The 22,556-nt window shown below is 66.4% G+C and carries 24 protein-coding genes; 18 read left to right on the forward strand and 6 right to left on the reverse strand.

Going from position 1 to position 22,556, the window contains the following annotated elements; translation table 11 throughout:
• Positions 1 to 116 precede the first annotated feature (116 nt).
• Positions 117 to 692, forward strand: a complete 576-nt coding sequence (locus ABRP17_RS11525) for a Hemin transport protein (RefSeq protein ID WP_349985070.1) — start codon at positions 117 to 119, stop codon at positions 690 to 692.
• Positions 693 to 806: 114 nt separating this feature from the next.
• Here the strand turns inward: ABRP17_RS11525 and ABRP17_RS11530 are convergent, their stop codons facing one another.
• From ABRP17_RS11530 to ABRP17_RS11545, 4 genes are all read right to left on the reverse strand, one after another.
• Positions 807 to 1,145 carry a DMT family protein gene (locus tag ABRP17_RS11530; RefSeq protein ID WP_188326102.1) on the reverse strand — a complete coding sequence of 113 codons (339 nt, stop codon included), beginning with the start codon at positions 1,143 to 1,145 and terminating at the stop codon, positions 807 to 809.
• A 64-nt stretch (positions 1,146 to 1,209) separates the two neighbouring features.
• Positions 1,210 to 2,352 (reverse strand): alginate lyase family protein, encoded by a 1,143-nt coding sequence (locus tag ABRP17_RS11535; protein WP_349985071.1) that lies wholly within the window; start codon positions 2,350 to 2,352, stop codon positions 1,210 to 1,212.
• Between the two features lie 212 nt (positions 2,353 to 2,564).
• The gene (locus ABRP17_RS11540; protein ID WP_188326104.1) at positions 2,565 to 5,081 is read right to left on the reverse strand and encodes an ABC transporter permease; all 2,517 of its coding nucleotides are present in this window, start codon (positions 5,079 to 5,081) and stop codon (positions 2,565 to 2,567) included.
• Positions 5,078 to 5,725, reverse strand: a complete 648-nt coding sequence (locus ABRP17_RS11545; RefSeq protein ID WP_188326105.1) for an ABC transporter ATP-binding protein — start codon at positions 5,723 to 5,725, stop codon at positions 5,078 to 5,080. Before ABRP17_RS11545 ends, ABRP17_RS11540 begins: the two co-directional genes overlap by 4 nt.
• Positions 5,726 to 5,800: 75 nt before the next feature.
• Here ABRP17_RS11545 and ABRP17_RS11550 point away from each other — a divergent pair, with 75 nt between their 5' ends.
• The 3 genes from ABRP17_RS11550 to ABRP17_RS11560 all read left to right on the forward strand — a co-directional run bounded on the left by ABRP17_RS11550 (position 5,801) and on the right by ABRP17_RS11560 (position 8,623).
• Positions 5,801 to 6,445 carry an arylesterase gene (locus tag ABRP17_RS11550; RefSeq protein ID WP_192081211.1) on the forward strand — a complete coding sequence of 215 codons (645 nt, stop codon included), beginning with the start codon at positions 5,801 to 5,803 and terminating at the stop codon, positions 6,443 to 6,445.
• 88 nt (positions 6,446 to 6,533) lie between these two features.
• Positions 6,534 to 7,247, forward strand: a complete 714-nt coding sequence (locus tag ABRP17_RS11555; RefSeq protein ID WP_042613699.1) for a response regulator transcription factor — start codon at positions 6,534 to 6,536, stop codon at positions 7,245 to 7,247.
• A 104-nt stretch (positions 7,248 to 7,351) separates the two neighbouring features.
• Positions 7,352 to 8,623, forward strand: coding sequence for a HAMP domain-containing sensor histidine kinase (locus tag ABRP17_RS11560; protein WP_188326107.1), 1,272 nt, complete (start codon positions 7,352 to 7,354; stop codon positions 8,621 to 8,623).
• A gap of 201 nt (positions 8,624 to 8,824) precedes the next feature.
• Here ABRP17_RS11560 and ABRP17_RS11565 read toward each other — a convergent pair whose 3' ends face one another.
• Complete coding sequence (locus ABRP17_RS11565) at positions 8,825 to 9,544, reverse strand: SGNH/GDSL hydrolase family protein (RefSeq protein WP_349985072.1); 720 nt, start codon at positions 9,542 to 9,544, stop codon at positions 8,825 to 8,827.
• 199 nt (positions 9,545 to 9,743) lie between these two features.
• Between ABRP17_RS11565 and ABRP17_RS11570 the strand changes: the two genes are divergently transcribed.
• The 8 genes from ABRP17_RS11570 (at position 9,744) to ABRP17_RS11605 (ending at position 15,714) form a co-directional block, all read left to right on the forward strand.
• Positions 9,744 to 10,124, forward strand: coding sequence for a diacylglycerol kinase (locus ABRP17_RS11570; RefSeq protein ID WP_349985073.1), 381 nt, complete (start codon positions 9,744 to 9,746; stop codon positions 10,122 to 10,124).
• A 30-nt stretch (positions 10,125 to 10,154) separates the two neighbouring features.
• Positions 10,155 to 10,904 carry a TerC family protein gene (locus ABRP17_RS11575; protein ID WP_192081213.1) on the forward strand — a complete coding sequence of 250 codons (750 nt, stop codon included), beginning with the start codon at positions 10,155 to 10,157 and terminating at the stop codon, positions 10,902 to 10,904.
• Between the two features lie 598 nt (positions 10,905 to 11,502).
• On the forward strand, positions 11,503 to 12,126 hold the full coding sequence (locus tag ABRP17_RS11580) for a LemA family protein (RefSeq protein ID WP_349985560.1): 624 nt from the start codon (positions 11,503 to 11,505) through the stop codon (positions 12,124 to 12,126).
• 3 nt (positions 12,127 to 12,129) lie between these two features.
• The gene (locus ABRP17_RS11585) at positions 12,130 to 12,999 is read left to right on the forward strand and encodes a TPM domain-containing protein (RefSeq protein WP_349985559.1); all 870 of its coding nucleotides are present in this window, start codon (positions 12,130 to 12,132) and stop codon (positions 12,997 to 12,999) included.
• On the forward strand, positions 12,999 to 13,493 hold the full coding sequence (locus ABRP17_RS11590; RefSeq protein WP_349985558.1) for a TPM domain-containing protein: 495 nt from the start codon (positions 12,999 to 13,001) through the stop codon (positions 13,491 to 13,493). Before ABRP17_RS11585 ends, ABRP17_RS11590 begins: the two co-directional genes overlap by 1 nt.
• 42 nt (positions 13,494 to 13,535) lie before the next feature.
• Positions 13,536 to 14,426 carry a prolipoprotein diacylglyceryl transferase gene (gene lgt / locus ABRP17_RS11595; protein WP_188326114.1) on the forward strand — a complete coding sequence of 297 codons (891 nt, stop codon included), beginning with the start codon at positions 13,536 to 13,538 and terminating at the stop codon, positions 14,424 to 14,426.
• Complete coding sequence (locus ABRP17_RS11600; protein WP_349985557.1) at positions 14,423 to 15,217, forward strand: thymidylate synthase; 795 nt, start codon at positions 14,423 to 14,425, stop codon at positions 15,215 to 15,217. The genes lgt and ABRP17_RS11600 overlap by 4 nt, the downstream gene beginning before the upstream one ends.
• A 5-nt stretch (positions 15,218 to 15,222) precedes the next feature.
• Positions 15,223 to 15,714 (forward strand): dihydrofolate reductase, encoded by a 492-nt coding sequence (locus tag ABRP17_RS11605; RefSeq protein ID WP_349985562.1) that lies wholly within the window; start codon positions 15,223 to 15,225, stop codon positions 15,712 to 15,714.
• A gap of 98 nt (positions 15,715 to 15,812) precedes the next feature.
• Here the strand turns inward: ABRP17_RS11605 and ABRP17_RS11610 are convergent, their stop codons facing one another.
• Positions 15,813 to 17,012, reverse strand: coding sequence for a pyridoxal phosphate-dependent aminotransferase (locus ABRP17_RS11610; RefSeq protein WP_372486754.1), 1,200 nt, complete (start codon positions 17,010 to 17,012; stop codon positions 15,813 to 15,815).
• 123 nt (positions 17,013 to 17,135) lie between these two features.
• On the opposite strand from ABRP17_RS11610, the gene ABRP17_RS11615 reads away from it, so the two are divergent.
• From ABRP17_RS11615 to xerC, 6 genes are all read left to right on the forward strand, one after another.
• Positions 17,136 to 19,247 (forward strand): S9 family peptidase, encoded by a 2,112-nt coding sequence (locus ABRP17_RS11615; RefSeq protein WP_349985555.1) that lies wholly within the window; start codon positions 17,136 to 17,138, stop codon positions 19,245 to 19,247.
• Between the two features lie 82 nt (positions 19,248 to 19,329).
• The gene (locus tag ABRP17_RS11620; RefSeq protein WP_349985554.1) at positions 19,330 to 19,755 is read left to right on the forward strand and encodes a YbaN family protein; all 426 of its coding nucleotides are present in this window, start codon (positions 19,330 to 19,332) and stop codon (positions 19,753 to 19,755) included.
• A 65-nt stretch (positions 19,756 to 19,820) separates the two neighbouring features.
• The gene (locus ABRP17_RS11625) at positions 19,821 to 20,084 is read left to right on the forward strand and encodes a lipoprotein (RefSeq protein WP_188326120.1); all 264 of its coding nucleotides are present in this window, start codon (positions 19,821 to 19,823) and stop codon (positions 20,082 to 20,084) included.
• Entirely contained in the window at positions 20,077 to 20,928 is an 852-nt protein-coding gene (gene dapF, locus ABRP17_RS11630) for a diaminopimelate epimerase (protein WP_188326121.1), read from the forward strand. The genes ABRP17_RS11625 and dapF overlap by 8 nt, the downstream gene beginning before the upstream one ends.
• Positions 20,925 to 21,602, forward strand: a complete 678-nt coding sequence (locus ABRP17_RS11635) for a DUF484 family protein (RefSeq protein ID WP_349985553.1) — start codon at positions 20,925 to 20,927, stop codon at positions 21,600 to 21,602. Before dapF ends, ABRP17_RS11635 begins: the two co-directional genes overlap by 4 nt.
• 8 nt (positions 21,603 to 21,610) lie before the next feature.
• Complete coding sequence (gene xerC / locus ABRP17_RS11640; protein ID WP_349985552.1) at positions 21,611 to 22,504, forward strand: tyrosine recombinase XerC; 894 nt, start codon at positions 21,611 to 21,613, stop codon at positions 22,502 to 22,504.
• Positions 22,505 to 22,556: the final 52 nt, after the last annotated feature.

Here is a 22,556-nt window from a genome sequence, read left to right on the forward strand (position 1 = left end):
ACAGGCGGTCGCCCCACCTGTCTCTCTCCCCCTCGTCTTCCGCCCATTGCCCTCGTGGCGATGGCGGCGGCCGGGGGCTCCTCTTCCGCTCCTTGCGATCTCCACGAGGTGATTCCATGAGCAGAGCCTTGCCTGCAGTGCGCGCGTCCTTGCCGCGCAGCCTGCCGCTGCAGCCCATCCACCGCCCGAGCGCCTCCGAGCTCGCGGCGCTCGGCACCGTGCTGTGCCTCTATCGCGCCGACAGCAATGAACTGGCCGGCTGGCAACAGGCAGTGGCCGCCCACGCCTGCCAAGGCCTGGACAGCGAAGGCGTGCGCGAAAGCCTGTGCTTCACCGATGCGCGAGGCCGCTGTTGCTGGCGCCTGTACCTGCTGCCTGATAGTGACTTCCTGGCATGGGACCGGCTTGTCAGCGGTCTCGCCGTACGCCCGGTAGGCAGCGAGGATGCCAGCGTGGGCGAGCGACTATGGCGCCGCCTCGCCGGCAGCCTCGGTGGTCAGCGGTGGCGCATGTGTGTCGTGCAGTTGCACGCGGTGGAGCAGGGCAGTGGCCTCGCGGCAAGCCTGGCGCCACTGTCGTCGCTGGGAAGCGCGGCAGCGCGACGCATCGCGCGGCTGGAAAGTGCCGACGGCGCCGTTGATACGCCCCGGCCGGCGCTGCATCAGCACGCACAGCGAAGCATTGCCCGGTGACAGGCGCACGGCCTGTCCGGTGCCAGTCGGAAAAGCTGACGGCCAGCGGCCGTCACTACCGAAGGCGAGGCCGTCACTACCGCGTCCGGCGGCCGTCGCTACCGGGGCGCTCACTCACTCCTTGAACATGAGCAACGCGGCGACCACGATCAGCGCGAACGCGGCGTAGTGGTTCCATTTCAGCGGCTGGTCGAGGTAGAACGCAGAGAACACCGCGAACACCACCAGGGTGATGACTTCCTGCATGCCCTTGAGCTGCGGTGCCGAATACACCGCACTGCCCAGTCGGTTGCCCGGTACCTGCAGGCAGTACTCGAAGAACGCGATTCCCCAGCTGATCAGGATCACCGTCATCAGCGGCGCGGTCTTGAACTTCAGGTGCCCATACCAGGCGAAGGTCATGAAGATGTTGCTGCCCAGGAGCAGCAGCACGGGATAAAGGTACTGGGCCATGTCGATCACGCCGGTGGAGTGGGCGGATTATGCGCCTGCGGCGTGCGTGACAGGTCAACGGCCTTCAGTCCTTGAGTGCGGAGCCGTGCGTCAGGGTCTCCCACAGGAAATGGAAGTCACCCTGGCTGGGACGGTGCGCGGCCAACCATCCGGCGGTGTGCGGAAGTGCCTGTCCCAGGCGGCCGGCGAAATGGGAATAGCCGATCTCCAGCGTGCCGCGCACATCCGATACCAGTTTCCCCTTGCACAACCATGTCGGGATGTCCGGGCGGCCCAGCATGTCGGTGTGGAACTCCATCGCTGCCACGAGCCGTTCGCCCTGCGCCTGGTACAGGCTGCCCCCCTGCAGGCGATTGGTCTCCGCTGCATTGAGGTAGGCGGCCAGGCCGTAGGCCGTGTGCTCCAGGTCGCGGCAGGTCTCCTCTGCCAGTCCGGCCGCCATGACCGTCTGGCCGAACCACAAGGTTTCGATGGGCGTCGCGCAGCCTGGACGCGGTAGCGGGGTGGCGCCATCCACCGGCATGTACACATAGGTAGGCAAGCGGGTGTTCCAATCATTCACCGCGCTGTCGTAGAGATCGCGTCGATCGGTGTAGATGCCCATGTTCATGCGTGCCTCGATACCGCTGGCATGCCAGTTTCCTCCCGGACAGGGCCCCATCCGGTTGATGTCGGGCAGGTACTGCGCGATCAGCCAATCACCGAAGCGCCGCGCATCCGCTGCCGCCCACACCGTGCTGGTATGGCGGATGATCTCCGCCGAACGCGTCCACAGCTGCGCCGTCCACGATGCCTGCAGCGGCGCGTTGCTGTTTTCGTGGCCGCCGGAAAGCGTGGTCGCCCAGGCGTCCATGATCTCCGCGGCCTTGCGTGCATGCGCCTCATCGCCAAGGTACGCCGACAGCAACGCGTGGGTGTACGCGGCCTTGGCATCATCACGTTCGGGTTTGCAGCCGATGCTGGGCTTGTCGTACGACCCGCATTCCACCTTCGCGAACGGGGTGGCGACATGATCAAGCGACGCCAAAGGGCTCTGCCGCAGGGCGGCCATGGCGCCGGTCTTGAGCGGATCGCCGGCGCGCAGCGCCTCGCGTGTTGCCTGCAGCGCCGGCGCATCGAGCAGGATGCCGGGATGGATGAAGGCCTGCGCGTGGGCGATGGGGGGGGACAGCAGGGTGAACGAGAGCAGCAACGCAGGTGTGCGCATTGGAGCGACCTCCTTGAGGGAGCCTCCACGCTAATCGCGTCGGATTCTGGAGGTCATCGGCCAAGCACTGACGTGCGCGTCGGTACACGCCTGCGATGCGCGGCGGCACGTTGCCGATGGGTTCGGACACGTTCCGCCGAGCATGGCTCGGCGCTACCGTTTTTCAGCTTCCGGAGCCGGTCAGAGGGTCAGGCGGGTGGCGACCCGTTCCCCTATACCTCGCGCAGCGCCAAGGCTGGCGGGGTATGCAGGATGCGCCGCGTGCCCCACCAGCCGGCGACCACGCTGAGCGCCACCCCGCCTGCGCCACCCAGCAACAGCCCGGTCCACGGCGGCGACAAGGCCAGTTCGAACACCTGCCGCGACACCACCACGCCGATGATCGCGGCCGCACCCACGGCGAGGATCGCCGCAAGCAGGCCCAGCGCACCAAACTCCACCAGCACTGCGCCACGCAGTTGCCGGCGCGTGGCACCCAGCGTGCGCAGCACCGCACTGTCATAGCGACGCTCACCGGCGGTGGATTGCAATGCAGCAAGCAGCACCAGCACGCCGGCCAACAGGCTGAACCCCATGACCACCTGGATCGCCTGCGCAACGCGGTCCATCACCTGCCGCACCTCGCTGATCAGGCCATCGATATCCAGCAGCGACAGGTTGGGCTGCTCGCGCACCAGCTTGCCCAGGCCGGCGGCTTTCGCGCGCGGCAGGTGGAAGGCCGAGATCAGGTTGTAGGGCGCATCGCCCACCGCATTGGCATTCACCAGCAGGAAGAAGTTCACCCGGAAGCTATTCCATTCGGCCTTGCGGATGCTGGTGACGGTGTAGTCGCGCTGCTGCTCGCCCACTTGAAGGGTGATGCGGTCTCCCAGCTTGGCGCCGTAGCGCGTGGCCCAGCCTTCTTCCACGGAGGCCTCCGCCGCGGTGCTGTCGGCTGCCCAGAACCGACCCTGCAGCAGCTGGTTCGCAGGCGGGAAGGTCGTGCGCCAGCTGAAGTTCAGTGGCCGGTCGCGATCGTTGTCGGCCCCGGCAGGCTGCTGCGGGCCATTATCCTGCTCGGCTTGCTGATCATCACCACGTCGGCGCGGGGCTTCACCATTCAACGCCAGCAGGCGACCGGTCGCGAACGGTTCCACGCTCGCATCCACGGCACCCTGCGCCTGCAATGCGTCCAGCACACGTTGGCGCTGGTCCGGCTGGATGTTCATCAGGAAATAGTTCGGAGTATCGGCCGGCAGGCGGTCACGCCACTGCTGCAGCAGGCCCGGACCCACGACGGCCAGCATCAGCAGCGAGCACAGCGACAGGGATAGACCCACCAGTTGCATCACCGCCAGGCCTCGGCGGCGGGTCAGCGCGGCCAGGCCCAGCCGCCAGTTGCCATGCAGCCGGTGCTGCACCCCGCGCACCAGCGTCAGCAGCGCGAAGCCACCGATCCCGGCCAGCAGTGCCAGCGCGGCCAGCCCGCCCAGTACCCAGAGGGCAAGTTTCAGGTCGCCGGTGACCTGCACGGTCAGCGCCAGGCTGGCCAGCAACGCGCCGGCGTACACCAGCACCGAGGTGGGCGGCAGGGTGGCGAAGCTGCGGTTGAGCACGCGCATCGGCGCGACGTTGCGCAGGCGCAGCAGGGGCGGCAGGCCGAAGCCCATCAGCAGCAGCAGGCCGATACCTGCGCCCGTCAGGGCCGGCATCGCCTGCGGCAACGGCAATCGCTGCGGGACCAGTCCGCCGAGAATCTGCACCAGCCCTTCCTGCGCGGCCATGCCGATCAGCACGCCGACCAGGCAGGCAGGGATGGCCATCAGCAGCAACTGCAGGGCCAGGCCGGCCAGGATGTCACGCTGGCGGGCGCCCAGACAGCGCAGCACGGCCACTTGATCGATGCGCTGCAGGGCGAACCGGTTCGCCGCCAGCGCGGTAGCTACGCCGGACAGCAGTACGGCCAGCAGCGCGCTCAGGCCGAGGAAGCGTCCGGCCAGCTGGAATGACTCGCGCACGCCGCGCTGGGTATCGCCGAGCCCGACCAGCCGCAGTCCTTGCACGCGCGGTTGCAGCCACGCGCGGAAGCTGGCGATGGCCTCCGGTTCGCCGGCGAACATGGTGCGATAACTGATGCGGCTGCCTGGATCGAGCAGGCCGGTGCCTTCCACGTCTGCACGGTTGACCAGCAATGTCGGTGACAGGGTCAGCAGCTCGCTTGAGGTGTCCGGCTCGGCTTCGATGCTGCCTGCAATGCGCAGGGTGCCCGCGCCGAACTCCAGGTCATCGCCGATGCGCAGGTCCAGGGCCTGCAGCAGGCGCGGGTCGGCCCAGGCCTGGCCCGGTGCAGGCGCGGCGGCGGCATCGTCCAGCCGCGCATCGCTGCCCGTGCGTACGCGCAGCTGGCCGCGTAGCGGATAGCCTGCTTCCACGGCCTTGATGGTGGCCATCTGGCTGGCCTCGCCATGGAACAACACGCTGCCGAACGCGGCGATGCGGGTACTGCGCAGACCGCGCTGCGTGGCCTCGGCGGCGAATTCCGCAGGTGGCTCGGCGCGTCCACTGACGCCCAGGTCGCCACCGATCATTTCAGCCGTGCTGTTGGCAAGCGCCAGGTTGACCCGGTCCACCAACGTGCCCACCGCGGTCATCACCGCCACGCCGAGCACCAGCGCGGCAAACACCGTCAGCAGGTCGCCGGCCAGCGCTTCCCGTCGCAGCGAACGCAGGGCGTGGCGCAGCAGGTTCATGCGACGGCCTCGTGGTGCACCTGCTGCAGGCGTCCATTGTCGATGCGGTGGATGTACTGGCAGCGTTGTGCCAGCCGCAGGTCATGGGTGACCAGCACCAGCGTGGTGGCAGTGTCGGCATTCAGCGCGAACAGCAGGTCGCTGATCTGCTGGCCGGTGGACTGGTCCAGCGAGCCGGTGGGCTCGTCGGCGAACAGGATGCGCGGGCGGGCCACGAAGGCACGCGCCAGCGCGACGCGCTGCTGTTCCCCGCCGGACAGCTGGCGCGGATAATGTCGTGCACGGTGCGAAAGGCCCACTGCCGCCAGCACCTCGTCCACCCGCTTGCGGTCTTCGCGGCCAGCAAGCTCCAGCGGCAGCGCGATGTTCTCGGCAGCGGTGAGGGCAGGCAGCAGGTGGAAGCTCTGGAACACGAAGCCGACTTCACGCGCGCGCAGTTGCGCCCGCGCTTCCTCGTCCAGCGTGCCGAGCTCGCTGCCGGCCAGCGTGATGCGGCCGCGGCTGGGCAGGTCCAGCCCGGCCAGCAGCCCGAGCAGGGTGGTCTTGCCGGAACCGGACGCGCCGACGATGGCAACCGAGGTCCCTTCATGTACGGTCATGCTGATGTTGTCCAGTATGTGGACTTCACCCTCCGGGCCATGCACGGATTTGCCGACCTGGTCGACGGCGATGGCGACGGGCGCGCTGCGGGGGGACAGGCTGTCGATAAGGAGACTCCAATGCGCATTACAGGACAGAACCGGCCGTGGGGCCGGATGGGGATGCTGCTGGCATGGTTGCTGCTGTTGCCGGTGCTGGCGTGTGCCAAAGGTCAAGCCGGGCCGGTGCTGGTGCTCGGCGACAGCCTCAGCGCTGCCCACAATATCCCGGCCGGCAGCGGCTGGGTGGACCTGCTGGGCAAGCGGCTCAGCACCCGTTCGGGTCCGACAGCGCGCGTGGTCAATGCCAGCATGAGCGGTGAAACCACCGCCGGCGCGGCAACCCGGCTGCCGGGATTGCTGGCGCGCGAGAAACCCGGGGTGGTGGTGCTTGCCCTGGGCGGCAACGATGCCCTGCGTGGCCTGACCCCGGCCCAGATACGCGGCAACCTGGAGAAGATGATCCAGGCCAGCCAGAAAAGCGGGGCCAAGGTGCTGATGCTGGGCATCGACGTGCCGCCCAACTATGGGCCGGCCTACCGCCAGCGCTTGGCCGCGGTGTATCGCGCGCTGGCCGACCAGTACAAGGTGCCGCTGCTCCCGTTCCTGTTGGAAGGCGTGGCCCTGCAGCCCGGAATGATGCAATCTGACGGCCTGCATCCCACCGCGCAGGCGCAACCCAAGGTGCTGGCCAACGTCTGGCCGCTGTTGCAGCCGCTGCTCTGAAACAGGTCGCCTGCACCGTGCAGGCACTTCACATCCCGTGCACCCTCGATCCGGCATGTTTCACAAAGCTGAAGTTAGAGGGAAGACCATGCGTCAGACGAAGGAAACCTCCGGCCTTGTTCTGGTCGTGGAGGACAACCGTAATATCTCCGAGATGATCGGTGAGTATCTGGAAGGCCGCGGTTTCGAGGTCGACTATGCCCAGGACGGCTTGGACGGTTATCGTCTGGCGGCTGAGAACAGTTACGACGTCGTCGTGCTGGACCTGATGCTGCCGCGCCTGGATGGCATCGAAGTCTGCCGCCGCCTGCGCAACGACGCCCGCAAGTCGACGCCGGTGTTGATGCTGACCGCGCGCGACACGCTGGATGACAAGCTCACTGGCTTGGGTTTCGGTGCGGATGACTACTTGACCAAGCCGTTCGCCATCCAGGAGCTGGAGGCGCGTCTGCGTGCGCTGATCCGTCGCGAGCGTCGTCAGGTGGGTTCGGAAGTGCTGAAGGTCGCGGATCTGGTGCTGGATCCGGTGAGCATGCGTGCGACGCGTGCTGGCACTGAGCTGCAGCTTTCGCCGATCGGCCTGCGTCTGCTGACCATCCTGATGCGCGAATCGCCGCGCGTGGTGACACGTCAGGAAATCGAGCGCGAGATCTGGGGCAATGGGTTGCCGGATTCGGACACCCTGCGCAGCCATCTGTACAACCTGCGCAAGATCATCGACAAGCCCTTCGATCGCCCGCTGCTGCACACCGTGCAGAGCGCCGGTTACCGCATCGCGGACATCGCCCAGCCGATGGGCTGAAGTCGCAGTCATGCCCCCTGTGCAGGCCATCCACGCCTGCACAGGGGGCTGACGTACCCGCTGCCTATACTCGGCGCGGCCATCTTCTGTAGTGATCCCGTCCGATGCCGCACGGCCTGCCGCGCAAGATACGTATCGCCTTCATCCTGCAGGCCGTGCTGGCCAGCCTTGGCATCCTGCTCGGTGCCTGGCTGGTCTCGCTGGTGATCAAGCACAGTCTGGTCAGTGCGGCGTTGCGCGAGGAGGCCGCCTATTACTGGACGCTGCACGACGCATCGCCGTCGCAGCCACCTCCCAATACCCAGAACATCCGTGGCTATCTGGTGGAAACCGGGCGTTCCAGCCTGAACCTGCCAGCGAACCTGCGTGACCTGCCGGCCGGCTTCCATGAGCTGCGCCGGGATGATCAGCTGGTCTGGGTGGATGTGCAGCCGCAGGGGCGGCTGTATCTGGTGTTCCTGCGCTCCCGCGCGGAGTTGTTGGCATTCTGGTTCGGCATCGTGCCGGTTCTGTTGACCCTGCTCGCCGTGTACGGCGCCAGCTGGGTGACCTACCGGGCCTCCAAGCGTCTGGTGTCGCCGGTGAACTGGCTGGCCCGTCGTGTATCGCGTTGGGATCCGGGCAAGCCCCAGGCCAGCGATCTGGATCCGCAGAAACTGCCCGCCGACATGCAGGGCGAGACCCGCCAGCTGGCGGCTGCACTTCATTCGTTGGCCAGCAGGGTGACCGAAAATGTGGCGCGCGAGCGCAACTTCACCCGCGATGCCAGCCACGAACTGCGAACGCCGCTGACCGTCATCCGGGTCGCCAGCGACATGGCACTCGCCGATGAAACCGCCTCGCCGCGCCAACTGCGCAGCCTGCAGCGGATCCAGCGCGCTGGACGCGAAATGGAGGCGGTGATCGATGCCTTCCTCATCCTGGCGCGCGAAGCTGACGTCGATCCGCAGTTGGAGATGTTCGACGTCAGCGAGGTCGTGCGCCATGAAGTGGATACGGCCACCGAGCTGATGGTTGATCGGCCGGTGCATGTGGAGTTGCATACGCCCGGCGTGGTCGAGCTGCATGGTCCACCGCGCGTGCTGCAGGTGGTGATCAGCAACCTGGTGCGCAACGCCTGCAACTACACCGACGAAGGCCGCGTGGACGTGTTTGTCGAACAGGACCGCGTGCGGGTACGCGACACGGGCATCGGCATGTCACCCGAAGCGCTGGCGAAGGCCTTCGAGCCGTTCTATCGCGCCGAGCCTGATCGCCCGCAAGGTACCGGCCTGGGCCTGTCGATCGTCCGCCGCCTGTGCGACCGCTTCGGCTGGAAAGTGATACTGACCAGCGAGCCCGGCAAGGGCACCGAAGGCACCATCATTTTCCGCTGAGTCGGCCGCGGGCGTTGGGTGTGCCGCGCCCTGCCGGATTCCGCCGAGCACGGCTCGGCGCTACCGGTCTTCGCGTGCCCCTCGAACTGTCAGCGCACGATCACGGTAGCGCCGAGCCACGCTCGGCGAGCGCGCAGCGCGGCGGGGTTGGGTGTGCCGCGGCCTGCCGGATTCCGTCGAGCACGGCTCGGCGCTACCGGATCAACCGGACACGCCATCGCACTGTACCTTCGGTGCGATCGCCTTCGTCCAGATCGCGTAGCCAGCCGGCGTCATGTGCAACATGTCCTCACGGAACAGCGACGGATCCGGCTTTCCATCAGCGCCCAGCATGGGCGTGTAGATGTCCGTGTAGCCCGTGTTGGGCAGTGCAGACAGTGCCTCGCGGATCAGTGTGTTGGCCTGGTTGATGCCCGGCAGCAGGTGCGCGCGTGACGGACTGGGCTTGATCGACAGGTACTCCACCGTGGTCTTCGGCAGGACCTCGTGCACACGCTGCACAAAGGCCACCACGTCATCGCGCACCTGCACGGGGGTGCGGCCACTGTTCAGATCATTGTCGCCGGCATACAGGAACACTTTGCACGGCGCATACGGGATGACAATGCGATAGGCGTACCAGGTGCTGTCCCGCACTTCGGACCCGCCGAAGCCGCGATTGAACACCGGTTTACCGGGAAAGTCCGCGGCCAGCGATTCCCACATGCGGATCGACGAGCTGCCGATGAACTCGATGCCGCCGCGCGGTGGCGGCGACGTGGCGTCGTTCTTGCTGAACTCGGTCATGTCGGTGGCCCAGGCCACGTTGGACACCTGCTCAGGCACCTGCGGCGGAGCAGGGGGAGACAAGGCATGGGCCAGGCCGGTGGCGGACAGGCCGAGGGCCAGGGCAAGCAGCAGTGGGCGGCGACGGGTTTTCATCAGGGGCTCCAGCGGGTTGCAGCCTTGCATGATAACGGGACCGCCGTCGCGCACGCTCCGCCGCGCCCGTGCCCCACGCGGCCTTATGGCAAAATAGCGCCCTGCTGCCTACCTTGGTTTTCCATGATCGTCCGCTTCCTGCCCCTGCGGTTGCCGCGTTGCGACCTGATTGCCTGTGCATCTGCACGGGGTGCGTTGCATGGCTGACCAGTTCGGACACATGCCGCGCGGGCCGCGGCGCATGCTGCAGGCGGCACGCTGGTCGTGGCAGGGGCTACGCGCCGCCTGGCTGCACGAGTCCTCGTTCCGGCTGGAGGCATGCCTGCTGTTGGTGCTGACCCCCCTGGCCCTGTGGCTGGGCGACAGCCCGGTCGAGCGCGTGCTGATGATCGGCTCGCTGCTGCTGGTGCTGGCCATGGAGCTGCTGAACTCCGCCATTGAAGCGGTGATCGAACGCTATGGTCCCGAGATCCACGAACTGGCCGGTCGTGCCAAGGACATGGGCTCGGCGGCGGTGTTCGTGCTGCTGGTGAATGTACTGCTGTGCTGGGGGATGATCCTGGTTCCCCGGCTGTTCTGACCCTTTCCTGCCTTCTCGAAGACTCCCCCCATGTATCTTGAACTGCTCTCCGATCCGAACGTCTGGTTGACCCTGCTCACCTTGAGTGCGCTGGAAATCGTGCTGGGTATCGACAACCTGGTGTTCATCTCGATTGCCGTCAGCAAGCTGCCGGAAGAACGCCGTCCCTTCGCGCGCAAGCTCGGCATCGCGGTGGCCTGCATCACCCGCATCCTGCTCCTGGTGTCCCTGGCGTATCTGGCGCACATGGAGGCCAACCTGTTCACGGTGGCCGGCATGGGCATCTCCATCCGCGATCTCGTGCTGATCCTGGGTGGCCTGTTCCTGATCATCAAGGGCGGCATGGAGATCCGCGAGCTGATCACCGGCGGGGAAGACGAAGATCCCACCACGACCAAGGCCTCGGCCGTGTTCGGCATGGTGATCCTGCAGATCGCGATCATCGATATCGTGTTCTCGCTGGATTCGGTCATCACCGCCGTCGGCATTGCCGACCATGTGCCGGTGATGGTGGCGGCGATCCTGCTGTCGGTGGCCGTCATGTTGCTGGCCGCCAACCCGCTGGGTCGTTTCATCGATGCCAACCCGACGGTGAAGATGCTGGCGTTGGCCTTCATCCTGCTGATCGGTGCGGTGTTGATCCTGGATGGCATGGATGTGCACGTGCCCAAGCCGTACATCTACGCGGCGATGGGGTTCTCGGTGCTGGTGGAGTGGCTGAACCTGCTGATGCGCCGCCGCGCGGTGCAACACAACGTGCCGGGTGCCGGTAACTGGTAAAGGGCCTGCGGCTTGGGATGCGCTTCACGGCAACGGCAACGGCAACAGCCGCGGAGCCGCGGGTTGGCGAGGCGAGGCGGGGTGGGTTGGCGGGGGACGGGTCAACGCCATCGCATTCGCGCTGTCGCTCCCACGCTTTGCTTCGCAAACCGTGGGCCCCTTCTCACCAACACCCACACCCCGCCGCTTCGCGTCCGCCCCTGACTCAGGGGCTCCCTCCTCCAGATGGGTCGATGGGGTCTGCGGTAGCGCCGAGCCGTGCTCGGCGGAATGTCTCCGCCAACGGCCCGCTGCGCTCGCCGACCATGGGTCGGCGCTACCGCTTTTCTCTTTTTTCATACGCGGCGGGCGGCCACGGAACCTGTCAGGGGGCCGGGCGGTGGGGCTGGGCGGGGGCGTTGAGCGCCATGGATGGCGCGAAGCGAGGCACGCAGGAGCAGCTTTTGCCGTCCCCCGACCAGTCCCACCGCCCGGCCCAGCCGCAGCAGCCTTGCAGCAGCCCTCCGCGAGGGGGTCTCACCCGTTCGACCATCGCAGCACGGCATTAACTTCCGTCGTGGCATGCTCCCGCTTCCCGCAACCTCCGTGGAGCCCGGCCATGCGCCTGTTGACCCGCCTCATCCCGCTGCTCCTGCTGACCGCCCTGTTGTCCGGCTGTGGCTACAACAACATCCAGCAGAAGGATGAGTCGGTGAAGGCCAGCTGGTCCGAAGTGCTCAACCAGTACAAGCGTCGCGCCGACCTGGTGCCCAATCTGGTCAACACGGTCCAAGGCTTCGCCGACCAGGAACGCACGGTGCTCACCGAGGTCACCAATGCCCGCGCGCGGGTGGGCCAGGTCAACGTGAACGCCGATGACGAGGCCTCGTTGCGCCAGTTCCAGCAGGCGCAGGGCGAGCTCGGCAGCGCGTTGTCCCGACTGCTGGTGGTGACGGAAAACTATCCCGTGCTGAAGTCCGATGCGAACTTCCGCGACCTGCAGGCGCAGCTGGAAGGCACCGAGAACCGGATCACCGTCGCGCGCGGCCGCTACATCCAGCAGGTACAGGACTACAACACCTATATCCGTTCGTTCCCGCAGGTGATCACGGCGAAGATCTTCGGCTACAAGACCAAGCCCAACTTCACCGTGGAGAACGAAGCGCAGATTTCCAACGCGCCGGAAGTGAAGTTCGGTAATCGCCAGCCGGCAGCACAGCCCGCTCCGCAGCCGGGCAGCTGATCGATGCGCCTGACCACCCTGCTGCTGGTGCTGCTGTGCTGGCTGCCGCTGGGCAGCGTGCACGCTCAGGCGCTGGCGCCGATTCCCGCGCTGGACTCGCCGGTGGTCGATACCACCGGCACACTGGATGCGGTCCGCACCCAGCAACTGGTGCAGCAGGCCACGGCGCTGCAGCAGCGCAAGGGCAGCCAGTTGCAGGTGCTGATCGTGCCGACCACGCAGCCGGAAGACATCGCCCAGTACACCACCCGGGTATTCGACCAATGGCAGGTAGGTCGCAAGGGCGTGGACGATGGGGTGCTGCTGGTCGTGGCAAAGGATGACAAGCGCGTGCGTATCGAGCCAGGTTACGGGCTCGAGGGCGCGATTCCCGATGCCGTCGCCAACCGGGTGATCCAGGAATATCTGGTGCCTGCGTTCCGCGCGGGGGATTACGCAGGTGGCATCACCGAGGCTTCCGGAGTGCTGGCGCGGCTCATTGAAGGAGAACCGCTTCCGGCACCCGTCAGTGGCCATCGTGCGCAGCAGAGTGGGAACGGGGGCGATGGCTGGATCGTCGCGGTGGTGATTGGTTTCTTCGTCGGCTCGTTCCTGCGCGCCGTGCTGGGTCGGCTGCCGCGCCCCGTGCGCGGGCTGATTGCCGGAGGCGGCGCGGCGTTGGCCGCGTTCCTGTTCACCTCATTGCTGCTGGCCAGTGGCATCGCCGGTCTGGTCGGCCTGCTGATGGCCGTCACCTCCGGCCACCCCGGGCGCTTCGCTGGCGGGGGGGGTTGGGGCGGCGGCAGTTGGGGCGGCGGCGGGTTCGGCGGTGGTGGTGGCTGGGGTGGCGGTGGTGGCCGCTCTGGCGGCGGCGGCGCTTCGGGAGGATGGTGATGATCGCGCGTGCCTTGCGCCATGTGGCGTCTCCCTCGGTGCGACGCACCTTTCCTGCCGCGACGTTGCAGGCGATCACTGACGCGATCGCAGCAGGCGAGCGGCGCCATGGCGGTCAGGTGATGTTCGCCGTGGAGGCGGATCTGCCCCTCGCCGCGCTGTGGCGCCACGTGACGCCACGGCAGGCGGCCGAGTGTGCGTTCTCGCACCTGCGTACCTGGGATACCGCCGCCAACAACGGCGTGCTGATCTACCTGCTGCTCGCCGACCACGCCATCGAGATCGTCGCCGACCGTGGCCTGCAGGGGCGCGTGGCCGAGACGCAGTGGCAGGCGATCTGCGCTCACCTGCGTGCGGGGCTGCAGGGCGGTGATCCGGAAGCCGCGCTGGTGCTGGCCATCAACGAGGTATCGGCCCTGCTGGCCGGGCACTTTCCGCCGTCCACGCGGTCACACGAAGATGCGCTGCCCGACACGCCGCAGATTCTTGGCTGAGCACAGGCGCTAAAATACCCCGATCTCTGCAAGGCGCTGCCCATGATCTATTTCCACGACATCGACCCCATCGCCATCTCGCTGGGGCCGATCCAGGTGCACTGGTACGGCATCATGTACCTGCTTGGCTTCGCGTCGGCCTGGTGGCTGGGCAAGCGCCGCATCGCCGCCGGCCGCCTGCCGGGGGTCAACACCGATGGTTTCTCCGACCTGCTGTTCTACGGGATGCTCGGCGTAGTGGTGGGCGGGCGCGTGGGCTACATGCTGTTCTATGCGCTGAGTGACTTCCTGGCCAATCCCCTGCTGCTGCTCAAGGTATGGGATGGCGGCATGAGCTTCCACGGGGGCCTGCTGGGCGTGCTGGGCGCCAGCTGGTGGTGGTCGCGCCGGCACCGCCTGCACTTCTTCGACACCATGGATTTCGTCGCGCCGCTTGTCCCGCTGGGTCTCGGATTCGGTCGCATCGGCAACTTCATCGGCGATGAGCTGTGGGGCAAGTTCACCGATGGCAGCTGGGGCGTGGTCTTCCCGACCGGCCTGCCCGCACCGCTGGCACAGCTGGACACGGCCGCGCTGAAGGCAGAGTTCGCCGCCGGTGCGTTGAACCAGTACGCACGCCATCCCTCGCAGCTGTACGAAGCCTTCCTGGAAGGACTGGTGATGTTCGTCGTGCTGTGGATGGTGTCGGCCAAGCCGCGCCACCGCTATCTGATTTCCGGACTGTTCGCGCTGATGTACGGCCTGTTCCGCTTCGCCGTGGAGTTCGTCCGCATGCCTGACAACGGCGTCTACGTGGCCTTTGACTGGCTTACCCGCGGGCAGATCCTCAGCCTGCCCCTGGTAGCGCTGGGCCTGGTGCTGCTGTGGTTGTCGCGGCGTGCGCCGGTGCTGCAGCCGGTGCTGCCTGCTGTCTCTGCCGGGGCCAAGGCATGAAAGCCTACCTGGAGCTGTTGTCGCATGTGCTGGAGCACGGTACCGAAAAGAGTGACCGCACCGGTACCGGTACGCGCAGCGTCTTCGGCTGGCAGATGCGCTTTGATCTGAGCCAGGGGTTCCCGCTGGTCACCACCAAGAAACTGCACCTGCGTTCGATCATCCATGAGCTGCTGTGGTTCCTGCAGGGCGACACCAATATCGGCTACCTGAAAGACAACCAGGTACGGATCTGGGACGAGTGGGCCGACGAGAACGGCGACCTCGGGCCGATCTACGGCAAGCAGTGGCGCAGTTGGGCGACGGCCGATGGCAGCAGCATCGACCAGATGCAGTGGCTGGTGGACGAGATCAAGCGCAACCCGGATTCACGGCGGTTGGTGGTGAGCGCATGGAATGTCGGCGAGCTCTCGCAGATGGCGCTGATGCCGTGCCACAACCTGTTCCAGTTCTACGTTGTGGACGGGAAGCTCAGCTGCCAGCTGTACCAGCGCAGCGGTGACATCTTCCTTGGCGTGCCCTTCAATATCGCCAGCTATGCGCTGCTGACCCATATGGTGGCGCAGGCCACCGGCCTGGGGGTGGGCGACTTCGTGCACACGCTGGGCGATGCGCATCTGTACTCCAATCACTACGATCAGGCCCGCGAGCAGCTTGCCCGCGCGCCCCGTCCGCTGCCCACGCTGTGGCTCAATCCCGAGGTGACCGACCTGTTCGGCTTCCGCTTCGATGACATCCGCATCGCCGGGTACGATCCGCACCCGGCGATCAAGGCGCCGGTCGCGGTATGACGGCGATACGGCTTTCGCTGATTGCTGCGTTGGACCGCAATCGCGGAATCGGGCAGGGCAATGCGCTGCCGTGGCACCTGCCGGACGACCTGAAGCACTTCAAGGCGCTGACCGTGGGCAAGCCGGTGCTGATGGGGCGCAAGACTGCCGAATCGCTTGGCCGTGCACTGCCCGGACGGACCAATCTGGTGCTCACGCGTCGTGGCGAGGTCCCGTTCGAGGGCATGCGCGCGGTCGCATCGCTGGATGAGGCGTTGGCCGTGGCCGGTGACGAAGCGGCTGCCGAACTGTGTGTGATTGGCGGCGGTGAGATTTACCGGCTGCTGATCGGTCAGGCCGACACGCTGTACCTGACCTGGGTAGAAGCCGGGGTGCCTGCGGATACGCATTTTCCGGAGGTTGATCCGGCGGTATGGCAGGAAGCAGAAAGTGAATTGCACGCAGCGGATGCGCGCCACCCGTATGCGTTTCGTTTCGTGCGCTACACGCGACGGTAGCGCCGAGCCGTGCTCGGCGGATGCTGCTGGAGATCAAGCGGCCGCTGCGCTCGCCGACCGTGGGTCGGCGCTACCGGTTTACGTGTATCGGGCATGTGTCAGCCCGTGAATGTCTTCAGCCCGCGTGCGATCCGTTCCACTGCTTCCTGCAGCCTGGGAACTTCCTGGGTATAGGCCAGGCGTACGTGCTGCGTGGCGCGATGCGAGCCGAAATCCAGGCCGGGGGTAATCGCCACGTGCTCGGTCTCCAGGAAGTGCGCGCAGAACGCCTGCGCGTCGTCGGTGAACGCGCTGACGTCGGCGTAGAGATAGAACGCCCCCTGTGGCTCCACGTCGATGCGGAACCCCAGCGAGCGCAGGGCAGGCAGCAGGAAGTCGCGGCGCTCCCGGAATGCCTCGCGGCGTTGTTCGAAGATTGCCGTCGCCTCATCGGTGAAGCAGGCGAGCGCAGCGTGCTGGGCGATGCTGGATGCGCTGATGTAGAGATTCTGGGCCAGCTTCTCCAGTTCCGGCACGGCGGCCGGCGGGGCGACCAGCCAGCCCAGTCGCCACCCGGTCATGCCGTAGTACTTGGAAAAACTGTTCAGCACGAAGGCCGAGTCATCAACCTGCAACACGCTGGGCGCATCGAGTCCGTACGTCAGGCCGTGGTAGATCTCGTCAACCACCAGGTGGCCACCACGTGTGTGCAGTGCGTGCGACAACGCCGCCAGTTCCTCTGCCGACAGCACGGTGCCCGTCGGATTCGCGGGCGAAGCGACCAGGGCGCCGACGCTGTCGGTCGTCCAGTGCTGCGCCACCAGGTCCGGTGTGAGCTGGTATGCCGTGCCCGATCCGACCGGCACAAGCTGCGCGGCCCCTTCCACCAAGCGCAGGAAATGGCGGTTGCAGGGATAGCCCGGGTCGGCCAGCAGCCAGTGCCGGCCCGGATCCACCAGCAGGCTGCTGGCCAGCAGCAGCGCGCCGGATCCACCCGGTGTTATCAGGATCCGTTCCGGGTCGATGTCCAGCGCGTACCGGCTGCGGTAGTGCCCTGCGATGGCGTGGCGCAGTGCCGGCAGGCCGCGTGCTGCGGTGTAGCGGGTATGGCCGGCGGCCAGCGCGGCCTGGCCTGCCTGCACCACCGGCGCGGCCGTGGTGAAGTCCGGCTCGCCGATTTCCAGGTGGATCACATCGTGGCCCGCCTGTTCCAGCGCCTGTGCACGGGCCAGCAGGGACATCACGTGGAAGGGCGCGATTTCATGACTGCGCCGGCTGTAAGCCGGACCCGCAGCGGGGGCAGAGGGCAGGGTGCTCATGCCCCGCATGGTACGCCGGTGACCAACGGCAGGCTTGTCCTGCGCGCCGATCTGCGGTCATATCGCTGCAACGGGGGGAGACGGATCTGGCCCCCTTGCATCTTCCGTACGGAGCCACACCTCTTGAAGACTACTCTCTGCCTGTTGCTTGCGAGCCTGATGACCACGACCGCCAACGCTGCCACCCCGCCTGTCCCGCCGGATGCCGAAAAGCGACCGCACGTGGTCAAGGCCCCGTTCGGTGCGACCCGCAACGACGACTACTACTGGATGCGCGACGACAAGCGCGAAGACAAGGCGATGCTGGCCTATCTGCAGGCCGAGAATGCCTATACCGACCAGGTCGTGGCACCGCTCAAGCCGCTGCAGGACACGCTGTACAAGGAAATCGTCGCCCGCATCAAACAGGATGATTCCAGCGTACCGGCCCGCGAGCGCGGCTATTGGTACTACAGTCGCTTCGAGACCGGCCAGGACTATCCGATCCATGCGCGGCGCAAGGGCGACATGCAGGCCGCCGAGGAAGTCCTGCTGGACGTGAACCAGATGGCAGCCGGCAAGGGCTATTTCAGCGTCGGCACGATGGAAGTCAGCCAGGACAACAATCTGCTGGCCTGGGCCGACGATGACGTGGGCCGTCGGCAGTACGTCATCCGCTTCAAGGATCTGCGCACCGGCAAGGTGCTCGACGACGTCATTACCGGTTCGTCCGGCAACGTGGTGTGGGGCGATGACAACCGCACGGTGCTGTACGTGGAGAACGATCCGGAAACGCTGCTCACCGTGCGGGTGAAGAAGCACGTGCTGGGCACGCCGGCCAGCGCCGACGTGGTGTTGTACGAAGAGAAGGACGACAGCTTCTACATGGGCATCGGTCGCACCCGCGACGACCGCTTCATCACCATCGGGCTGCACAGCACGGTCACTTCCGAAGAGCGCTACGCGCCGGCCAGCGATCCGACCACGTTCACCGTGCTCGCGCCGCGACATCGCGAGGTGGAATACGATGCGGACCACTTCGACGGCCGCTGGGTGATCCGCACCAATGACGGGGCGAAGAACTTCAAGCTGGTCACCGCGCCCACCGACGCGACCTCGCGCGCGCAGTGGAAGGACTGGATCGCGCATGACCCGGCGGTCTACATCGAAGGCTTCGAGCTGTTCGATGGCTTCAGCGCCATCGCCGAGCGTTCCGAGGGCCTGGAGCGCATCCGCCTGCTGTTCAAGGATGGCCGCACGGATTACGTAAAGGCCGATGAGCCGGCGTACTCCATGGGGTTGGATGACAACACCGAGGCCGACACGCCGTGGCTGCGCTATGCGTATACCTCGATGACCACGCCGACCACGGTGTTCGAGATCAACACGCAGACCGGCGAGCGTCGCCAGCTCAAGCAGCAGCCGGTGATCGGCTACGACGCGTCGAAGTATGAGACCGACCGCGTGTGGATCACCGCCCGCGACGGGGTGAAGGTGCCGGTGTCGCTGGTGTACCGCAAGGGCTTCAAGAAAGACGGCACGGCGGCGCTTTTCCAGTACGCCTACGGCAGCTATGGCATGTCGATGGACCCGTACTTCAACCAGACCGCCGTCAGTTTGCTGGACCGTGGCGTGGTGTATGCCATCGCGCACATCCGTGGCGGCCAGGAAATGGGCCGTGACTGGTATGAGGACGGCAAGCTGCTGAAGAAGCAGAACACCTTCAACGACTTCATCGATGTCACCCGTGGGCTGGTACAGCAGGGCTGGGCCGCCAAGGATCGCGTGGCGGCGTCCGGTGGCAGTGCCGGTGGCCTGCTGATGGGCGCGGTGGCCAACCAGGCGCCGCAGGACTATCGGGTGATGGTGGCGCAGGTGCCGTTCGTCGATGTGGTGACGACCATGCTCGACCCGACCATTCCGCTCACCACCAACGAGTACGACGAGTGGGGTAACCCGGAGAAGAAGCCGTTCTACGACTACATGCTGAAGTACTCGCCGTACGACAACGTGGTGAAGCAGGCGTACCCGGCATTGTTCGTAGGCACGGGACTGTGGGATTCGCAGGTGCAGTACTGGGAGCCGGCCAAGTGGGTGGCCAAGCTGCGCGACGACAACACCGGTTCTTACCCGATCGTGTTCCGCACCAACATGGAAGCCGGCCACGGCGGCAAGTCCGGTCGATTCCAGCGCTACAAGGAACTGGCTGAATCGTATGCGTTCGTGCTGGACCAGCTGGATGTGTCCGGTCCCTGACCGGCCCACCGATAGTGACGGCCGCTGGCCGTCAGCAGGTCAGTGACGGCCGACCGCCGTCACTACCGGTATCCTTGTCGGCATGAACCTGCCTGATCGTCCTGCCGTCGTTGCAGACCCGGTACCTGTACGCCGGGTGCGCTTCAAGTGGGCGTGGTGGCTGCTGGCCTATGCCAGCCTGGGCACCGGCATTGTCGGCATTTTCGTGCCGGGCCTGCCGACCACCGTGTTCATCCTGATCTCGGCGTGGGCCGCCTCGCGCGGTTCGGAGCGGCTGCACCGCTGGCTGCTGCAGCACCCCCGTTTCGGTCCGGCCATCGGTAACTGGCAGGCACACGGGGCGGTCAGCCGGTACGGCAAATGGATGGCGACGATCACCATGGCCGTGTGTGCCGGGATCATGCTGTGGTGCGTGCCGATCGCCTGGGTCAAATGGTTTTCCATCGGCAGCATGACCGTGGTGTGCCTCTGGCTGTGGAGCCGCCCGCTGCCCCCTGCCGGACCATGAATCCGCCACGCGCCGCATGAGCCGGATGGGCGACGCCGGGCATGGCTCGGCGCTACACTCGGCGCATGAAGAATTCCCGCCGACACCTCATCGTGATTCCGCTGGCAGCGTGCGCGCTGCTGTTCCTCAGCGCCTGCGGCAACAAGGGCCCATTGGTGCTGCCGCAGAAGCCGGTACCGGTGGAAGAAGTGGTCGAGCCGGTCGATGCCCCGGCCACCGACGACGCCACGCCGCCGGCCACCCAGCCCACCGATGCGGGCAACCCCAGCACCGTGCCCGACCCGATCGCATCGCCCATCGATGACACCACCGGCGGCAGCAATGACTGAGGCAGCAGGCAACCGCCTGCGTTTCAGCAAGATGCACGGCGCAGGCAACGACTTCGTGATGCTGGACCTGCGCAATGGCGCGTCGCCGCCGTCACCGCAGCTGGCCGCGCAGATGGCTGACCGGCACACCGGCGTGGGCTGCGACCAGATCATCACGATCGAGGCGCCGCGCGCGGCGGGCTCCGTGGCGTCGTACCGCATCTGGAACGCCGATGGATCCACTTCGCAGCAATGTGGCAACGGCGCACGCTGCGTGGCGGCGTGGCTGGTCCGCAACGGTGACACCGGCGAGGACGCGTTCACCATCGACAGTCCCCTGGCGACGCACCCGGTGCGCAGGCTGGCCGATGGCGATTATTCAGTGGAGATGGGCGTGCCGGTGTTCGAGCCGGCGCAGATTCCGCTGATCGGTTTTGCACATCCGCGCGGCGAGTACCTGCTGCCCCTGCAGGGAGAGACCGTCCGCTTCGGTGCGGTGTCGATGGGCAACCCGCACGCGGTCATCGAAGTCGGCCTGGTCGATGCGGCCCCGGTGGAACGGCTGGGCCACTCGCTGCAGCACCATGCGTCGTTCCCGGAATCGGTCAACGTCAGCTTCGCCCAGGTGCTTGAGCCGGACCACGCGCGCTTGCGTGTGTATGAGCGCGGCGTGGGCGAGACCTTGGCGTGTGGCAGTGGCGCCTGCGCGGCGGCGGTTTCACTGATGCAACGCGGACGGCTCACATCCAGTGCCCGCATCAGCCTGCCCGGCGGCGACCTGCGCATCCAGTGGGCCGGAGAGGGCCAGCCGGTCTTCATGTCCGGTCCGGCCGCATTCGTTTTCGAAGGGGAGTGGCGTGCATGACCGGAACCACCGAAAAGATCGCTGCACATGAGGTCGCCTCCTGGCTGCGGCGCCATCCGGGTTTCCTCAAGCAGTTCCCGGACCTGGCGCTGACCCTGGTGGTGCCGCGTGACGACGGCCCCACTGCGTCACTGGCCAGCTACCAGCTGGACGTGCTGCGCGACAAGAACCGCGAACTGTCGCGCCGCCTGGCCGATCTCGGCCACACCGCACAGGTCAACGAACGGCTTGCCGTGCGTACCCAGCAGTTGACGCTCGCGCTGATGAAACAATCCACGGTGGCCGATACGCTGCGGGCGATGGCGGCATCGCTGGAAGAGGATTTCGACGGCGATCTGGTGCGTCTGGTGATGCATACGCCCGTGGCAGGACTGGAGCAGGCGCCGTGGCTGCAGATCATTCCCGCCGACAGTCCGCTGCTCGGCCCGTTCCGCGACTGCCTGAAGGACGGCGAGCCGCTATGTGGGCGCCTGCAGCCGGAAAAGAACGCGGTGCTGTACGGCGCACGCGCTGAAGAAATACAGACCACCGCCTTGCTGCCCTTGCCGGGCGTTGGACTCATCGCCGTGGGCAGCCATGATGGCAATCGCTTCTATCCGGGCATGGGCACCTTGTTCCTGCGCATGATGGGCGAGGCGTTGGTCGTGGCACTGAAGCGGTTCAAACCGGCCTGACCGCCGCAATGGACGCCGTCCAGCCGTTCCTGCAGTACATGACGGTGGAGCGCCGCATGTCGGCCCACACGCTGGACGCCTATCGGCGTGACCTGGCCGCGCTGCAGCAGTGGGCGCACGCACGTGATGTGTCCGTGGATGCACTGGATGGCGAGCAGATGCGCGGCTTCATCGCCGATGAGCATCGACGTGGATTGTCCGCCACCAGCCTGCAGCGCCGTCTGTCAGCCTGCCGTGGCTACTATGCGTGGCAGATGAAGCATGGCCGCCTGACAGTGGATCCGACCACCGGGTTGAAAGCACCGCGCGCGCCGCGCCGCCTGCCGCAGGTACTCGATGCTGACGAGGCGGTGCAACTGGTGGAGCTGCCGACCGACGGCGAGCTCGGCCGTCGTGATCGCGCGCTGCTCGAACTGTTCTATTCCTCCGGGTTGCGGTTGAGCGAACTGTGCGGACTCACCTGGCGCGATCTTGATTTCGCCAGTGGCCTGGTCACCGTGCTGGGCAAGGGCAACCGCCAACGCCGGGTGCCCTTTGGTCGCCCCGCGCGCGACGCACTTCAGGCGTGGCGGATGGAAACGCACGATGCCCCTGCCGCGCCGGTGTTTCCCGGACGCAACGGGCCGATCAGCCAGCGTGCCGTGCAGGTGCGGATCAAGCAGCTGGCGCAGCGCCAAGGGCTGTTCAAGCATGTGCACCCGCACATGCTGCGCCACAGTTTCGCCAGCCATATCCTGGAATCGTCCGGCGACCTGCGCGGCGTGCAGGAACTGCTCGGCCACGCTGACATTGCCACCACGCAGATCTATACGCACCTCGATTTCCAGCATCTTGCCAAGGTGTACGACGCAGCACATCCGCGGGCGAAACGGCAGAAAAAAGAGCCGCCCGCCGAGGCCTGAGCGGCGTCGTATCCGGATACCTCGCCAGGCCACGTCAGCGGCCTGCGCCGCC

This window comes from Stenotrophomonas sp. WHRI 8082 (genome assembly GCF_040223995.2).
Lineage (GTDB): Bacteria > Pseudomonadota > Gammaproteobacteria > Xanthomonadales > Xanthomonadaceae > Stenotrophomonas.

Coding starts and splice junctions, on each gene's coding strand:
- ABRP17_RS11610 (WP_372486754.1), bottom strand. CDS start 17,012: ATGAGCACCCTGCCCTCTGCCCCCGCTGCGGGTCCGGCTTACAGCCGG.
- ABRP17_RS11625 (WP_188326120.1), top strand. CDS start 19,821: ATGAAGAATTCCCGCCGACACCTCATCGTGATTCCGCTGGCAGCGTGC.
- ABRP17_RS11590 (WP_349985558.1), top strand. CDS start 12,999: ATGATCGCGCGTGCCTTGCGCCATGTGGCGTCTCCCTCGGTGCGACGC.
- ABRP17_RS11635 (WP_349985553.1), top strand. CDS start 20,925: ATGACCGGAACCACCGAAAAGATCGCTGCACATGAGGTCGCCTCCTGG.
- ABRP17_RS11565 (WP_349985072.1), bottom strand. CDS start 9,544: ATGAAAACCCGTCGCCGCCCACTGCTGCTTGCCCTGGCCCTCGGCCTG.
- ABRP17_RS11560 (WP_188326107.1), top strand. CDS start 7,352: ATGCCGCACGGCCTGCCGCGCAAGATACGTATCGCCTTCATCCTGCAG.
- ABRP17_RS11530 (WP_188326102.1), bottom strand. CDS start 1,145: ATGGCCCAGTACCTTTATCCCGTGCTGCTGCTCCTGGGCAGCAACATC.
- ABRP17_RS11580 (WP_349985560.1), top strand. CDS start 11,503: ATGCGCCTGTTGACCCGCCTCATCCCGCTGCTCCTGCTGACCGCCCTG.
- ABRP17_RS11540 (WP_188326104.1), bottom strand. CDS start 5,081: ATGAACCTGCTGCGCCACGCCCTGCGTTCGCTGCGACGGGAAGCGCTG.
- ABRP17_RS11550 (WP_192081211.1), top strand. CDS start 5,801: ATGCGCATTACAGGACAGAACCGGCCGTGGGGCCGGATGGGGATGCTG.
- xerC (WP_349985552.1), top strand. CDS start 21,611: ATGGACGCCGTCCAGCCGTTCCTGCAGTACATGACGGTGGAGCGCCGC.
- ABRP17_RS11600 (WP_349985557.1), top strand. CDS start 14,423: ATGAAAGCCTACCTGGAGCTGTTGTCGCATGTGCTGGAGCACGGTACC.
- ABRP17_RS11570 (WP_349985073.1), top strand. CDS start 9,744: ATGGCTGACCAGTTCGGACACATGCCGCGCGGGCCGCGGCGCATGCTG.
- ABRP17_RS11535 (WP_349985071.1), bottom strand. CDS start 2,352: ATGCGCACACCTGCGTTGCTGCTCTCGTTCACCCTGCTGTCCCCCCCC.
- lgt (WP_188326114.1), top strand. CDS start 13,536: ATGATCTATTTCCACGACATCGACCCCATCGCCATCTCGCTGGGGCCG.
- ABRP17_RS11620 (WP_349985554.1), top strand. CDS start 19,330: ATGAACCTGCCTGATCGTCCTGCCGTCGTTGCAGACCCGGTACCTGTA.
- ABRP17_RS11575 (WP_192081213.1), top strand. CDS start 10,155: ATGTATCTTGAACTGCTCTCCGATCCGAACGTCTGGTTGACCCTGCTC.
- ABRP17_RS11585 (WP_349985559.1), top strand. CDS start 12,130: ATGCGCCTGACCACCCTGCTGCTGGTGCTGCTGTGCTGGCTGCCGCTG.
- ABRP17_RS11525 (WP_349985070.1), top strand. CDS start 117: ATGAGCAGAGCCTTGCCTGCAGTGCGCGCGTCCTTGCCGCGCAGCCTG.
- dapF (WP_188326121.1), top strand. CDS start 20,077: ATGACTGAGGCAGCAGGCAACCGCCTGCGTTTCAGCAAGATGCACGGC.
- ABRP17_RS11555 (WP_042613699.1), top strand. CDS start 6,534: ATGCGTCAGACGAAGGAAACCTCCGGCCTTGTTCTGGTCGTGGAGGAC.